The 14,471-nt window shown below is 37.6% G+C and carries 15 protein-coding genes, 10 tRNA genes, 1 rRNA gene and 1 pseudogene; 25 read left to right on the forward strand and 2 right to left on the reverse strand.

Going from position 1 to position 14,471, the window contains the following annotated elements; translation table 11 throughout:
* Positions 1-10: 10 nt before the first annotated feature.
* The 23 genes and pseudogenes from rrf (at position 11) to PCY10_RS00115 (ending at position 10,733) form a co-directional block, all read left to right on the forward strand.
* Positions 11-126: ribosomal RNA gene (rrf, locus tag PCY10_RS00005) — 5S ribosomal RNA — on the forward strand.
* 126 nt (positions 127-252) lie between these two features.
* Positions 253-325 (forward strand) — tRNA-Val (locus PCY10_RS00010).
* A 24-nt stretch (positions 326-349) separates the two neighbouring features.
* Positions 350-422: transfer RNA gene (locus PCY10_RS00015), tRNA-Asp, on the forward strand.
* 27 nt (positions 423-449) lie between these two features.
* Positions 450-522 (forward strand) — tRNA-Lys (locus PCY10_RS00020).
* Positions 523-531: 9 nt separating this feature from the next.
* Positions 532-613 (forward strand) — tRNA-Leu (locus tag PCY10_RS00025).
* Positions 614-623: 10 nt separating this feature from the next.
* Positions 624-696 (forward strand) — tRNA-Thr (locus tag PCY10_RS00030).
* A gap of 20 nt (positions 697-716) precedes the next feature.
* Positions 717-788 (forward strand) — tRNA-Gly (locus PCY10_RS00035).
* A 7-nt stretch (positions 789-795) separates the two neighbouring features.
* Positions 796-881: transfer RNA gene (locus PCY10_RS00040), tRNA-Leu, on the forward strand.
* A 12-nt stretch (positions 882-893) separates the two neighbouring features.
* A tRNA-Arg gene (locus tag PCY10_RS00045) sits at positions 894-967 on the forward strand.
* Positions 968-1,024: 57 nt separating this feature from the next.
* A tRNA-Arg gene (locus tag PCY10_RS00050) sits at positions 1,025-1,098 on the forward strand.
* A gap of 38 nt (positions 1,099-1,136) precedes the next feature.
* Positions 1,137-1,210 (forward strand) — tRNA-Pro (locus PCY10_RS00055).
* 802 nt (positions 1,211-2,012) lie between these two features.
* Positions 2,013-2,861 (forward strand): S-adenosyl-l-methionine hydroxide adenosyltransferase family protein, encoded by an 849-nt coding sequence (locus PCY10_RS00060; RefSeq protein ID WP_003077956.1) that lies wholly within the window; start codon positions 2,013-2,015, stop codon positions 2,859-2,861.
* A gap of 14 nt (positions 2,862-2,875) precedes the next feature.
* Positions 2,876-3,421: an ECF-type riboflavin transporter substrate-binding protein gene (locus tag PCY10_RS00065; RefSeq protein WP_021002447.1), complete on the forward strand. Its 546-nt coding sequence runs from the start codon at positions 2,876-2,878 to the stop codon at positions 3,419-3,421.
* Positions 3,422-3,566: 145 nt separating this feature from the next.
* A complete protein-coding gene (locus PCY10_RS00070) occupies positions 3,567-3,773 on the forward strand; it encodes a hypothetical protein (protein WP_021002448.1) in 207 nt (68 codons plus the stop codon).
* A complete protein-coding gene (locus PCY10_RS00075; RefSeq protein WP_021002449.1) occupies positions 3,757-3,969 on the forward strand; it encodes a helix-turn-helix transcriptional regulator in 213 nt (70 codons plus the stop codon). Before PCY10_RS00070 ends, PCY10_RS00075 begins: the two co-directional genes overlap by 17 nt.
* Positions 3,959-4,435 (forward strand): DUF6773 family protein, encoded by a 477-nt coding sequence (locus tag PCY10_RS00080; protein WP_021002450.1) that lies wholly within the window; start codon positions 3,959-3,961, stop codon positions 4,433-4,435. Before PCY10_RS00075 ends, PCY10_RS00080 begins: the two co-directional genes overlap by 11 nt.
* Positions 4,436-4,448: 13 nt before the next feature.
* Complete coding sequence (locus tag PCY10_RS00085; RefSeq protein ID WP_041787363.1) at positions 4,449-4,934, forward strand: DUF6773 family protein; 486 nt, start codon at positions 4,449-4,451, stop codon at positions 4,932-4,934.
* Positions 4,935-4,947: 13 nt separating this feature from the next.
* Positions 4,948-5,427, forward strand: a complete 480-nt coding sequence (locus PCY10_RS00090) for a DUF6773 family protein (protein WP_117276358.1) — start codon at positions 4,948-4,950, stop codon at positions 5,425-5,427.
* 399 nt (positions 5,428-5,826) lie between these two features.
* Positions 5,827-6,588: a nucleoside phosphorylase gene (locus PCY10_RS00095; protein WP_021002452.1), complete on the forward strand. Its 762-nt coding sequence runs from the start codon at positions 5,827-5,829 to the stop codon at positions 6,586-6,588.
* A gap of 11 nt (positions 6,589-6,599) precedes the next feature.
* Positions 6,600-8,279 (forward strand): ABC transporter ATP-binding protein, encoded by a 1,680-nt coding sequence (locus PCY10_RS00100; RefSeq protein WP_301558725.1) that lies wholly within the window; start codon positions 6,600-6,602, stop codon positions 8,277-8,279.
* Positions 8,272-9,108: an energy-coupling factor transporter transmembrane protein EcfT gene (locus PCY10_RS00105; protein ID WP_301558726.1), complete on the forward strand. Its 837-nt coding sequence runs from the start codon at positions 8,272-8,274 to the stop codon at positions 9,106-9,108. The genes PCY10_RS00100 and PCY10_RS00105 overlap by 8 nt, the downstream gene beginning before the upstream one ends.
* 32 nt (positions 9,109-9,140) lie before the next feature.
* A complete protein-coding gene (locus tag PCY10_RS00110; protein WP_021002455.1) occupies positions 9,141-9,893 on the forward strand; it encodes an SDR family oxidoreductase in 753 nt (250 codons plus the stop codon).
* Positions 9,894-9,911: 18 nt separating this feature from the next.
* Positions 9,912-10,733, forward strand: a pseudogene (locus tag PCY10_RS00115) (glycosyltransferase family 8 protein).
* A 51-nt stretch (positions 10,734-10,784) separates the two neighbouring features.
* Here the strand turns inward: PCY10_RS00115 and rsmG are convergent.
* Entirely contained in the window at positions 10,785-11,498 is a 714-nt protein-coding gene (gene rsmG / locus PCY10_RS00120) for a 16S rRNA (guanine(527)-N(7))-methyltransferase RsmG (RefSeq protein WP_006270458.1), read from the reverse strand.
* A gap of 147 nt (positions 11,499-11,645) precedes the next feature.
* Between rsmG and PCY10_RS00125 the strand changes: the two genes are divergently transcribed.
* Positions 11,646-12,206, forward strand: a complete 561-nt coding sequence (locus PCY10_RS00125; RefSeq protein WP_009569223.1) for a LemA family protein — start codon at positions 11,646-11,648, stop codon at positions 12,204-12,206.
* A gap of 1 nt (position 12,207) precedes the next feature.
* Positions 12,208-13,104, forward strand: a complete 897-nt coding sequence (htpX, locus tag PCY10_RS00130; protein ID WP_301558727.1) for a zinc metalloprotease HtpX — start codon at positions 12,208-12,210, stop codon at positions 13,102-13,104.
* 102 nt (positions 13,105-13,206) lie between these two features.
* On the opposite strand, the gene PCY10_RS00135 is transcribed toward htpX, so the two are convergent.
* Positions 13,207-14,433, reverse strand: coding sequence for a hypothetical protein (locus tag PCY10_RS00135; protein WP_021002456.1), 1,227 nt, complete (start codon positions 14,431-14,433; stop codon positions 13,207-13,209).
* Between the last annotated feature and the right edge of the window lie 38 nt (positions 14,434-14,471).

The following is a 14,471-nucleotide window of genomic DNA, read 5'->3' on the forward strand; positions in this document are numbered from 1 at the left end:
TACTCAGTAGTTAAGTGACGATAGCCTAGGAGATACACCTGTACCCATGCCGAACACAGTAGTTAAGCCCTAGAACGCCGGAAGTAGTTGGGGGTTGCCCCCTGTGAGATATGGTAGTCGCTTAGCAGGATAGGAAGTTAGAAGACTTTCTTTTTTGGAGTTTAACTCAGTTGAAATGGAGAGAGTATTATCATTTCAATCGGTGGATAGAGAAGCAATGTTTCTTACTGCTAGCTGAGTTAATCTCACATTGGGAGTTTAGCTCAGCTGGGAGAGCATCTGCCTTACAAGCAGAGGGTCAGCGGTTCGATCCCGTTAACTCCCATTTCTTAAGCGGAAAAGCTTAATAGGTCCCGTAGTGTAGCGGTTATCACGTCGCCCTGTCACGGCGAAGATCGCGGGTTCGATTCCCGTCGGGACCGTTTTAGTGTATAGAAATACATTAGAGCGACTCGTTAGCTCAGTTGGTAGAGCATTTGACTTTTAATCAAAGGGTCACTGGTTCGAGCCCAGTACGGGTCATAGTCACAAGCGGGTGTGGCGGAATTGGCAGACGCACCAGATTTAGGATCTGGCGCTTAACGGCGTGGGGGTTCAAGTCCCTTCACCCGCATAGAAGATAAGCCGGCTTAGCTCAGTTGGTAGAGCATCTGATTTGTAATCAGAGGGTCGCGTGTTCAAGTCATGTAGCCGGCATTAGAAGGAAAGAAGTGAATGCGAACGTAGTTCAGTGGTAGAACATCACCTTGCCAAGGTGGGGGTCGCGGGTTCGAACCCCGTCGTTCGCTTGAGGAAGCCGGGGTGGCGGAACTGGCAGACGCACAGGACTTAAAATCCTGCGATTGGAAACAATCGTACCGGTTCGATTCCGGTCCTCGGCATAGGAATAGAGAGCACCCTTAGCTCAACTGGATAGAGTACCTGACTACGAATCAGGCGGTTAGAGGTTCGACTCCTCTAGGGTGCATAAAAGAATTTGACTTTTTTTATTTTTTTGATATAATGAGTGCAGATTCATAATAGAGCACCCTTAGCTCAACTGGATAGAGTACCTGACTACGAATCAGGCGGTTAGAGGTTCGACTCCTCTATGGTGCATAGGGAAGAAGTCAGAGGGCTTCGTTTTTCTACCTATACGGGAAGTAGCTCAGCTTGGTAGAGTACTTGGTTTGGGACCAAGGTGTCGCAGGTTCGAATCCTGTCTTCCCGATATTTGATTTGGTATGAAATGAAGAGATGTATGGCTCAGTGTCAATTGTAGTTGGCAGTCTGGGAACTAAATGGGTGAGTGACCAGGTTGGTTCTCTTTTTTTATGTTTAAAGCGATAAAATTAGCTCTTTATCAACTCTGGTTGATTACAAGAAACTAATATCGAGAAAAGATCATATTGGTCTTTTCTTTTTTTATGTTTAGCGTGATAAAAATATGCTTTTTAAAGTTTAAAAGGTGTGGAGGTGCAGGAGAATTCAGTTTAGCCTTTATTACTAGATAAGATTCTTTTTCACAGACAATAGTGATTTATTATGAATAATTCGGTATCATTCTTAATAGGTCTCATATGATTCTTTTTAATGACGGATTGGTCACTTTTCGTTATAATTCGTTATATGGTACTTTTGGCATACATTCAAAAAGACTGCAATCTTCAAAGTATTTTTCCGGATTCCGCTACAGATGTTATAGAGCTTAAACTTATTTTCTTCAGATGTTAAAATCTTATATTTATTCAATTTTCGTTAATTTCTTTAGTCAGAATTTAAAGCCTGGGAAGACATAGAAGGCGTATGAGGATTAAGCTAGAAATTATTAGAGTTTGATGCTATTATCATTTTATAATTCATAGTTATATTAATTTTTAATTGGAATAATATTTCTCGTTAAAAGAGGAGTAGTTAGGGTTTAGTTGAATGGAGCAAATAGCGATAGGTAGTATATATTGATATGATAAAAAATAGATAATGGATAAGAAATGTAATTTATGTTATGATATAAGTGTTATAAAGGAGAGAAGATGCATAATAATTTACTAGTACTGCAATCAGATTTCGGTTTGGTAGATGGGGCTGTATCGGCGATGGTCGGTGTGGCGTTAGAAGAATCTCCAACTTTAAAAATACATCATTTAACTCATGATATTACACCTTACAATATCTTCGAAGGAAGCTATAGATTATTTCAAACAGTCAATTATTGGCCTGAAGGGACAACTTTTGTATCGGTAGTGGATCCGGGCGTTGGTTCTAAGCGTAAAAGTGTGGTGGTTAAAACTATACAAAATCAATATATTGTCACACCAAACAATGGTACTCTTTCTTTTATAAAGAAACATGTGGGAATTGTTGCGATTCGGGAGATTTCGGAAGTGGAAAATCGGAGAAAGAATACGGAACACTCTTATACGTTTCATGGCCGAGATGTTTATGCTTATACTGGGGCAAAATTAGCGAGTGGACATATTACGTTTGAAGAGGTAGGGCCTGAATTAGATATTGAGGATATCGTAGAAATTCCTGTTGTGGAAACGATAATTGAAAATGATTCTGTTCGTGGTGCTATTGATATTTTAGATGTTCGCTTTGGCTCCTTGTGGACTTCTATTACGCGTGAAGAATTTTATACTTTAAAACCAAGATTTAATAATCGATTCGAGGTGACGATTTACAATAATGATATGCTGGTCTATCAGAATCAAGTGACTTATGGGAAATCTTTTGCGGATGTCCGGATTGGTCAGCCAATTTTGTATATCAATTCTCTTTATCGTGTTGGTTTAGCTATTAATCAGGGATCTTTTGCAAAGGCCTATAATGTAGGAGTCGGAGCGCAATGGAGCATTGAAATCAAACGGATTGAAAAATAATATAGGAGGTTGTTATGAAAAATAATTCAATAAGAAGTGTTGTCGCAACGGGGATTGGAGCAGCTCTCTTTGTTGTGATTGGAATGATTAGTATTCCAACACCTGTTCCAAATACTAGTATTCAATTGCAGTATGCTTTGCAAGCCTTGTTTAGTGTAATTTTCGGACCTGTTGTTGGATTTTTGACGGGCTTTGTTGGTCATGCGCTAAAGGATTCATTGCAATATGGGAATCCTTGGTGGTCATGGGTCATTGCCAGTGGTTTGTTTGGTTTGATTGTTGGGCTGTTTCGAAAACGGATTCGTGCTACGCAAGGGATTTTTGAGGTAAAAGATATTATATCCTTTAATGTGATTCAAGTATTAGCTAATGCTATGGTATGGGTTGTTATTGCCCCATTAGGAGATCTTTTGATTTACAATGAGCCTGTCAATAAGGTTTTTGTACAAGGCGTTGTTGCAACGATTTCTAATGGCTTAACTGTTGCTGTTGCAGGAACAGTGCTTTTGCTGGCCTATGCTCGTACACAAACCAAATCGGGAAGTTTGAAAAAGGATTAGTTATATTTGAGGGCTCAGAAAGAATAATCTGAGCTTTTTTATTTTAAATTTTTTCTAAGGCCATAAAAAATGTACAAAATGTTATTTATATATTGCATTTTATAAAATATAATGTATAATAGTAATAAAGAAAGAGTTAAAATTTATGAAAAATGATAAAAAAATAGTCGGAGCGGCTTACATGGTATGGCTGTTGCTAGGAATAACATTGTTATTAGTGGGACTAACTCAGAAAAATCGGACGTTCATAGTTATAGGTTTTAGTAATATAATTTTGGGTTTCACCTTGTACGTGACAAAGAAAAAAAGTGATTTTAGTCAAGAGGATAAAGAGAATGACGAAAAACCTTAAATTAAAAATGGCTCGGGTTGAGCATGATTTGACCCAAGGAGATTTGGCAGACGCGATTGGTGTGACACGGCAAACGATTGGTTTGATCGAAGCAGGAAAATACAATCCTAGCTTGAGTCTTTGTATTGCAATTTGCAAACGATTGGACAAAACATTGGATCAATTATTTTGGGAGGAAAATAAAAATGAAAATTAAAAAGAAACGAGTCTTTCAAGATGAGCGAACGATACAAATGGAACAAAAATTAGGTAATGAGATTGCTTTTTTAGCGGTTATCTTGTTGTTGACATCTATCTTTATTAAAATGACATTTTTACATCTATCAATTGCAGCGTATCTACCGGAAATTGTGATAATAGTAGGAATGGAGCTTTATGCGCTTATTCGTTCTTGGAAGCTTGGTTTGGCAATTCGTCAGTATGATTCAGAAAAAGGATTGAAAAGTCGTTTAGTAAACGGATTTACGGTGGCATTCATTATTTTATCTGCTTCTTTTGTTGGCAAGTTCTCTAAAATACAGCTATATTTGAATCAGCACTCAATTTTAAAATTTTTAGTTATTCTAGTGACGATTGCTTTGGTTTCTTGTCTTTTGGATAGAGGAGTTGATTGGTTGAATATCAAACGCCAGAGACAATTGGAAAAAGAATTAGAAGAATAGCAAAGGAGAGCAAATGAAATTCATTAAACGTCAGATTTTGGATGAGCGAGAAGTGCAATTAATCAATAAGGCTGGGACGGAAGCATTTAGTTTGCTGATGATTAGTAATTTTATCTTTTATATTGGAAGTGTCTTTATCCATTCAGGGGAAATCTATGCGCAGTTATTCTTGTTTTCGAGTATGATTGCATTTCTTTACTTTTTGGAGCGTTGTCGGCGGTTAGGTACAAACTATTTTAATAGTTTTACCTTTACTATTTGGGGTGTTATTGCCATGACAGCTTTTGTGACTGTCATGATCCTAGTTCAAAATTTCCAAGTTAATCATGCTATGTATCAAAACAATCTGTTGCATGCCAAGTTTTTATTGGCTATCCCAATTACATTTTTGCTGTATCTCCCTATCATGTTGGTGATTAATCTGCTATTAGAAGTTGTTGGAAAATGGCAGAAAAGGCGATTTGAGAAATATTTATCGGAATTAGAAGATGAAGCCTGAGAGGAGGTTTGTCATGAACAAAATAAAGAATTATTTTGATGGCGAAAAAGACGAGCGTATTCGGCAAGGGGCATACAAGGCTGAAGCCTATGCGTTTCGAGTTTTACTTGTCATTTTAGGCATTGGAATTGCTATCAAGTTTTTCCTGTTTAACTTTTCAATAAAATCTTATGTGGATGAATTGCTAGCTATTCTGATTAGCGGTGGAATTTACTTCTTTGTGATGAGGAAAGAAAAAATTGTTGAAAAGAAGAAGCTAGGAATACTCATGACTTTATTCCAAGCATTCTGTTTGACAGTTTTGAGTGGTTATTATCACTATCATTTTGGTGTATTGCACTATAAAACTCGTCCGACAAATGATTTCATTCTGTTTCTATTTGGCAGTTTTATCACATATTTGGTTGCGCTAGGAATATTTAATTGGTTTGTAAATACATACAATCAATCTCGTCAACATAAGATTGATAAGGAAATTGAAGATTCTGAATGAGATAGAAGCAAAGTGCCTCTATATGTTAGGAGAGGTTGGGTTTTATCCAACCTCTTTTTCTATTTAATAAATGTGAAATGAGTTTTGAGGAATCCGTCTGCCCCGCAGATACAATGACTTAAATTCGATTTACGTCATCCGCCCCTCGGCCAGCGCGAACGAATTTTAGTTCACCCTGTCGACTGAATTGCTAGTGTCAATAACTATTAGTTCACTCGGTCATCTGGGTCGATATAGTTATTCTTTTTTCTCAACGATGTTGGGAAGTGAGTCTCATTTTGCTGGGGAGGTTCATTTTCATTTTAAAGGGTTTGTAGAAATTCCAAGGGGGTCACAATTGATTTTCATCTTATTTCTTTTGTGCTACAATAGAATGAGTATATATGGGAGGAGCAGTGGATGATTTTAGAGGAATTTGATAACAATCGCAGAGCGATTATCAATCCAGAAGATTTGATTGAGGCATTGCCAGGTTTTCCTGAGACAGTAATATCTTGTTTTGCTCATGCAACTTTTGAACGCATGTTGGCTGATTTTCAGCATGATCTGTTGACCTCTACCTCTATGGCAAATATTGAGATTCCAATTTACAGGATTGTTGTAAAAGGTACACCGATTGCTCTATTTAATGCACCGGTTGGTGCATCAGCTTGTGTCGCTATTCTGGAAGATTTGATTGCCTTCGGGATGAAAAAATTGGTCTTATTTGGAACATGTGGTGTTTTAGATGAAACTATTAAGGAAACGTCCATCATTGTACCTCAGATGGCTATTCGTGATGAAGGAACTAGTTACCATTATCTGCCAGCTTCTGATGAGATAGAGGTGAATGTTGGTCTGCACGATTTTTTAACATCATTTTTGACTGACAAGGGAATTTCTCATACAGTTGGAAAAGTTTGGACGACAGATGGCATTTATCGAGAGACTGCAGAAAAATTGTATAAGCGTAAAAAAGCAGGAGCCATTTGTGTAGATATGGAATGTTCAGCAGTTGCAGCTCTAGCAAATTTTCGTAAAATCTCGATTTGCCATTTCTTTTATGCAGCGGATCATTTATCAGAAGAGGCTTGGGATATGCGTAATCTTGCAAATCATGCAGATTTAGATGAAAAAGACAAAGTAGCTAACTTGGCAATACAGATTGCCCTTGCTTTATAAAGAAGAATGTGATGGAAAAATCAATTATTCAATTTGAAAATTTTAGTTTTCAGTATCAAGTACAGACAGAACCAACATTAAAAAATGTTGATTTGACAATTTATGAAGGAGAAAAGGTCTTGATTGTAGGGCCCTCAGGTTCGGGAAAGTCTACTTTAGGACAATGCTTAAATGGAATTATCCCCAATATTTATCGTGGAGAAATGACAGGAAGTTTATTGATTCAAGGAAAGTCTGTCTTTGATAGGAGCGTTTATGAACTGTCAAATCTTGTGAGTACAGTTTTGCAGGATACAGACGGTCAGTTTATTGGGTTGAGCGTTGCAGAAGATTTGGCATTTGCTTTGGAAAACGACATGGTGGATTTGCCAACGATGAGAGATAGGGTACATTTGTGGGCTGAAAAATTGGAGCTACTGTCGCTCTTACATCAGCGTCCTCAAGATTTGTCTGGTGGGCAGAAACAGCGGGTCAGTTTAGCTGGGGTGTTGATTGATGAAAGTCCGATTTTATTATTCGATGAGCCTTTGGCAAACCTAGATCCTAAATCAGGGCAGGATACAATTGAGCTGATTGACCAAATTCATGCGGAATCAGGAACGACGACGATTATCATTGAACATCGTTTGGAAGATGTGCTTTATCGAGCGATTGATCGAATTGTACTCATCAATGATGGTCGAATTTTGTTTAATGGTAGTCCAGATGATTTGTTGCATACGGATTTACTAGCTGCCAATGGTATTCGTGAACCTCTTTATCTTGCAACGCTGCGCCAGCTTGGCTTTCATGTGAAAGATGCTACACAGTTGGCAACTTTAGATCAGATAGACGTATCTTCTATTCAATTTTTGGGAGAGTTGGTTCCTATTCAACAACCACAGGTGAAAGATTACTTGCTAGAATTGAAAAACGTTCAATTTGCTTATGGGGAGAAAAAAGTTTTAAAGGATATTCATCTAGCAATCTCTAGAGGGGAAAAGATTGCGATCGTTGGAAAAAATGGTGCAGGAAAATCCACGTTAGCAAAAGCGCTTTGTCAATTCATTGAAACGGAAGGAAGCTATACTTGGCAAGGAAAAGACATCAAAGGAGATTCAATTAAGGAGCGGGCAGAGCGGATTGGTTATGTGTTACAAAATCCAAATCAGATGATTTCAACAACCATGATTTTTGATGAAGTTGCCTTGGGATTGAAGCTGCGTGGCGTTGCAGAAGAAGAAATAAAAAAGCGAGTCTTAACTGTACTAAAAACTTGTGGTCTATATGAATTTCGACATTGGCCTATTTCTGCTTTGTCCTTTGGGCAAAAAAAGCGTGTGACCATTGCTTCCATTTTAGTGTTAAATCCAGAGATTATTCTTTTAGATGAGCCAACAGCTGGGCAAGACCAACATAATTATACAGAAATCATGAATTTTTTGGACGAGTTGAATCAAAAAGGCCACACTATTGTGATGATTACACATGATATGCAATTAATGCTGGATTATTCTGAACGTGCGATTGTCATGCTGGATGGACATATCTTAGCAGATAAAGCCCCTGCAGAAGTTCTGACAGATAAGAAGCTGATTCAGGCGGCAAATCTGAAAGAAACATCAATTTTTTCTTTGGCTGAAAAACTAGAAGTAGATCCGCTAGCTTTGACTAAATTTTACATGCGAGAAAGGGAAAAAAGTCATGCTTAATCAACAAAAACTAATCGGTTACCATGCGGGTACGACCTTTCTTCATCGCTTATCGGGTGCTAGTAAATTGCTGTTTTTCATTTTAGTATCAACTGCAGCAATGATTAGCTATGATACACGTTTATTATTGGTCATTGCGGTTGGATCACTCTTTTTATTCAAAGTGTCTCATATCCATTTTAAGGATGTATCATTTATTTTGATCTTTGCTGGTCTTTTTGCTACTTTGAATCTCATCATGGTTTACCTGTTTGCACCTCAGTATGGAGTAGAGATTTATGGAGAACAGACAGTTTGGTTAAGTGGACTAGGTAGTTACACTATAACTGCTCAGGAGATATTTTATCTATTTAATTTATTTTTGAAATATCTCTGCACCATCCCTTTGGCGGTTATTTTTCTGATGACGACTCACCCAAGTCAGTTTGCCTCTAGCATGAATCAAATCGGAATACCCTATAAAATAGCTTATTCTGTCAGCTTAACGCTGCGATATATTCCGGATTTGCAAGAGGAGTTTTACTTGATTAGAATGTCCCAAGAAGCACGTGGATTAGAATTGTCAAAAAAAGCAAAGTTCAGTCAGCGAATCAAAGGCAATTTGCAAATTATTGTTCCCTTGATTTTTAGTTCGCTGGAACGGATTGATACGATTGCGACAGCTATGGAATTGCGGCGTTTTGGTAAAAATAAGAAGCGGACATGGTACACTTATCAGGCTTTTCAGAGGTTGGATATTGAAGTAATTGTACTGGCTGATTTATTTTTATTATTCAGTCTATTACTCTTTGTCGTGAATCACGGTCGATTTTACAATCCTTGGTTATAAATGAGAATGAAAATATATATAGGAGGAAGAAAATGATTGCATTGGTAACAGGAGCTTCGGCTGGTTTTGGACAAGCTATTTGTCGCCGTTTGGTGACAGAAGGCCATCAAGTGATTGGTGCAGCAAGAAGATCAGAAAAATTAACGCAACTTCAGCAGGAATTGGGCTTTGCAAACTTTTACCCGCTTCAAATGGATGTGTCAGATACAAAAAATATAGATCAGGCTTTAGAAAGCTTGCCAGAGGCTTGGCGAACGATTGATATTTTGATTAACAATGCAGGTTTAGCATTGGGTTTAGATAAGGCTTATGAAGCAGATATGCAAGATTGGCTGACAATGATTCAGACTAATGTTATTGGTTTGGTTTATCTAACACGCCAGATTATACCACAAATGGTAGAGCGGGATAGTGGACTTATTATCAACCTTGGTTCAACTGCTGGGACAGTCCCTTATCCGGGAGCTAATGTGTATGGAGCTAGTAAAGCATTCGTAAAACAGTTTTCTCTAAATTTACGTGCTGATTTGGCTGGACATCATATTCGTGTGACCAATATTGAACCCGGTCTTTGTGAAGGCACAGAATTTTCAACTGTTCGGTTTAAGGGAGATAAGCAACGATCTGAAAAATTGTATGAGGGAGCTCATGCTATTCAGCCGGTAGATATTGCCAATACTGTTGCTTGGATTGTTGGGCAGCCTCCTCATGTCAATATTAACCGAATTGAGCTCATGCCTGTTTCCCAAACATTTGGTCCACAACCCGTTTTTCGAGAAGAATAGATAGATGGGGAATAAAGGATGGAAATAAATCTTTTATTCTCAATTGATGATCACTATATGGTGTCATTTAAAACGACCTTGTATTCAGTGTATCAGAATACACCGTCAGCCTTGTTGCATGTATTTGTCTTGCAGAAACAATTGTTAAAAAAGCATGCAGAGATTGAGAGCTTTTGTGAGGCCTTAGGAATCGTCTATGAGCCAGTTGTGATTGGTAAAAGAGCTTTTGAAGATGCCCCAAGCGCTGATCGGTATCCAGAGACAATTTACTATCGTTTGTTGGCTCATGAATATCTCCCTAAGGATTTAGATAAAATTCTATATTTGAACACCGATATTTTATGTTTGAATGATATTTTTCCACTTTATAAAATGGAGTTAGGTGCTGCTTTATATGCTGCAGCTAGTCGTGGTTCAGATACTAACATGACAGATTTAGGCAATAAGCTACGCTTATAAAATTTTGAGGCAGAAAGTTACTATAATTCAGGAGTTTTACTCATGAATTTGACAGCAATTCGACAAAAAGTGAAGCGTGACGCTATTTTAGATTATATTACTCAAAATCGTTTTAACCTTTTTTTACCAGACCAAGATGTACTCAATGCTTTGTACGGGCGTTTGATACTCCAGATTCCAGATGAATTATATAATTACGATGTGCGCTATAATGTTCTTTATTACGCTAGAAGTAAGGGAGAGTGGGATTTAGATTGGGTCATAAAACATACTGTCTTTCTTCACTTTTGTGGCCGAGATAAGCCTTGGCGGAAAGACTACCATGGTCGCTATACCGCACTTTATAAGCATGTCCAGCATTGTTGTAGAAAAGTGGACTAAATTGGAGATAATAAAGAAACCAAGCAGCTTTAAACTGCTTGGTGTTTCGTTTTATAAGGGCCGTTTATTAGGAATTCCTGCTTTGCGAGGGTATTTATTGGGAGTTTCTTTTTTCTTATCAACAATAGTGATATAGCGTGGGTCGCCATTTGGAAGTTGATAGCTACTATTTTCTTTGACTTTGCTAAATAGAAGTTTGAGAGCATCGTTAGCCTCCGTTAATTCCTCAGGGGCATTAGTAGCTTTGAGTGCTAAAAGACGTCCACCAACTTTAAGAAAAGGAATGGTCAGTTCGGCTAAGATTTGCATACGGGCGACGGCGCGCGCAGTTACAATATCAAATTGGGCGCGGAAGTCTTTATCTTGAGCAAAATCTTCTGCCCGACCATGATAGAAATGAACTTTTTCTAAATCTAATTCGTCAGCCAAATGATTTAAAAATAGAATGCGCTTGTTTAGAGAATCAATAACCGTCACATCTAACGCTGGATAGAGGATTTTCATAGGAAGGCTAGGAAAACCTGCCCCAGCTCCAATATCCAATAGTTTGATATTTTGGTTTTTAATCCGTCCCTGCAAAATTGGTGCAATGGAGTCATAGAAATGCTTGAGATACACTTCTTTTTTTTCAGTGATAGCTGTCAGATTGATTTTTTTATTCCATTCAACGAGCAGTTCAAAATAGCGTTCAAACTGCATCTGTTGTCGGTCCGTGAGTTCAATCTGTTGCTGTTTTAAAAGTTGATAAAATTCTTCGGGTGTCATCATTTGTCCTTACTTGTATCTTCTTGCCTCTATTATACCAAATAATCGGAAGAGAATCTTTAAAATTTCTCTTTTGAAGAAGTCAAAATGTTTATTATTTTCATTTTTCTGGTATAATATCTATAATAAATTAAAAGGAGAATGACTATGTGGATAATTATTTTAGCTATTGTAGTGGTACTAGTGCTGTTTGTAATTGCTAGTTACAATGGTCTTGTCAAAAGTCGTATGCAAACCAAAGAAGCATGGAGTCAGATTGATGTTCAATTGAAACGTCGAAATGACTTGCTACCAAACTTGATTGAAACGGTCAAAGGGTATGCCAAATATGAAGCATCAACGTTTGAAAAAGTAACAGAACTGCGTCGGCAGGTGGCTGCTGCAACAACTCCAGCAGAAGCTATGAAAGCAAGTGATGCCTTGACGCGTCAGATTTCAGGAATTTTTGCTGTTGCAGAAAATTACCCAGAATTGCAAGCAAGTACAAATTTTCTAAAATTGCAAGAAGAATTAACTAATACTGAAAATAAAATTTCGTATTCTCGTCAACTTTATAATAGCGTAACAAGCAATTATAATGTGAAGTTAGAAACATTTCCAAGTAATATTATTGCTGGAATGTTCAGTTTTAAGCCAGCAGATTTCTTGGCTGTTCCAGAGGAAGAAAAATCCGTACCAAAAGTTGATTTTAGCGGTTTAGGAGACTAATATGCTCTTTGATCAAATTGCTAGTAATAAAAGACGAACGTGGGTTCTCTTGATTGCATTTTTTGCTCTCTTAGCGATTATTAGCGCTGCAGTTGGCTATTTGTGGTTCGATTCGATTCTTGGCGGAGTGTTGATTGCCTTTATCATTGGAGGGATTTATGCTTTTAGCATGATTTTTCAGTCTACCGAGGTTGTCATGTCCATGAATGGTGCTCGACAAGTCACGGAAGCTGAGGCTCCTGATCTTTATCATGTGGTAGAAGATATGGCAATGGTAGCCCAAGTTCCTATGCCACGAGTGTATATTGTTGAAGACTCATCACCCAATGCTTTTGCAACAGGCTCAAAACCTGAAAATGCGGCAGTAGCAGCGACAACAGGTCTGTTGAATATGATGAATCGTGAAGAATTGGAAGCTGTTATTGGACACGAAGTGAGTCACATTCGTAATTATGATATTCGAATTTCAACGATTGCAGTAGCGCTTGCTAGTGCGGTAACGATGTTATCGAGCTTGGCAGGGCGTATGATGTGGTTTGGTGGGAGTGATCGCAGACGTGATAGCCGAGATAATGATAATGGTTTGGGCGTTCTAATGTTGATTTTGTCGCTCGTTGCGATTATATTAGCTCCTTTAGCAGCAACGTTGGTCCAATTAGCCATTTCTCGTCAGCGTGAATTTTTAGCAGATGCTTCAAGTGTAGAATTAACTCGCAATCCACAAGGGATGATTAATGCTCTCCTGAAATTAGAAAATAGCGATCCTATGCATCATAAAGTTGATGATGCTAGTGCAGCTCTCTATATTAACGATCCGAAAAAAGAAGGTGGCTTACAAAAATTATTTTACACCCACCCACCGATTTCTGAACGGGTTGATCGTTTAAGAAAAATGTAAAAAGATTGAGATAGATTCCTATGATTGTATTGTAATCATGACTGTCTATCCCGATCTTTTTTGCTATTTTACAATATAAGTGAAAGCAATCTAGCTTTATTCCTATCTCTTTTTTAATGAGAGTAGGAGAGATAGGATACCACATCCTGTAAATACCATCCAAGTGATTTTCATATTCCAAATAGCTAGACTGGTAAAAATCATCGTTCCTAGTGGAATAGAGAACGAAAAGAGCAAACTAAGAAAACTAGAAGTTTGAGCTAAAATATCTGAAGGTAGTTTGCTGAGAAGCAGGCTGTTAATTTTAGGATTGACCTTCCCTGCAATATACATCATAAAGAAAATAACAAGTAATCCTAGAAAAACAGGTAGATGATAGAAATTGATAACCCCTAAAATAGGAATTGTTAGAGAAGCCCAAAGAGCTAATTTATTGATCGATAATTTGCTAAAATAATCATTGGGGGTAAGACTAGCAGAAATACCTCCTAAAATAAACGTCGTTTCAAAGATTAGTAAAGATTGACTGAAAGAGAGGCCAAATAAAGGATGATCCAATAAATACAAATTATAAAGAGCCATAATAGAGCCACCTAGCGCATTAAGGATGAGCACCTGTGATAGTAATTTGAAAAAATTAGTAGAACTATCTTGCTCAAAAATTAATTTGGAACTTTGATACATCTGTTTGAATTGTTGCTTTAGCGGAGTTGTCTTTCCTTGTTCACGTTGAACGATTTCGTGGGTCAAACGGTGACGGACAAAGTAGAGTGTTGTAGAAGATAGTAGAAAAGACAGGGCATTGATAAGAGCGACTAGAGTGAAGTTTTGATTGCTAACAGTTAATAGCCAAACACCAAGAGCTTGTCCAGTAAGATTGCATAGATAGGTGAGGAGTTGTGTGAAAGAAAAAGCTTCCATCATATCTACATCAGCAATATTCTTTTTCAAAATAGGCATTTGTAGTCCACTACGATAGTCGCTAATAATATCTGAAAGGATATTGATGAGACAAACGGTTGAAAAGGCAATATAGGTACTAGACTTTGTCAAAATAGCTACCGCGGTAAAGACGAAAGCTTGTACATACCCCATATGAATGAGCCAGCGAGCTTTCTGAATCGTTTTATCCGCTTGCATACCGATAAATATCGTAAAAAATGTTGGAACAAGAACGATAAAATTTGCAATTCCTACAGCAAACTTTGGATGTGGCAGACTAGAAGCAAAAACAACAAAAACAATATTATAAATGGAAGAACCTAGAATATTGAACATGCGTGACAAGCTGATAAAAGCGAATACTTTATTTTTGAAGATGAGTTTCATCATAATCTCCTTTTTATTTGTTGCAATGATTATAGCAG

The organism is Streptococcus sp. SI1 (assembly GCF_030439945.1).
GTDB lineage: Bacteria > Bacillota > Bacilli > Lactobacillales > Streptococcaceae > Streptococcus > Streptococcus intermedius.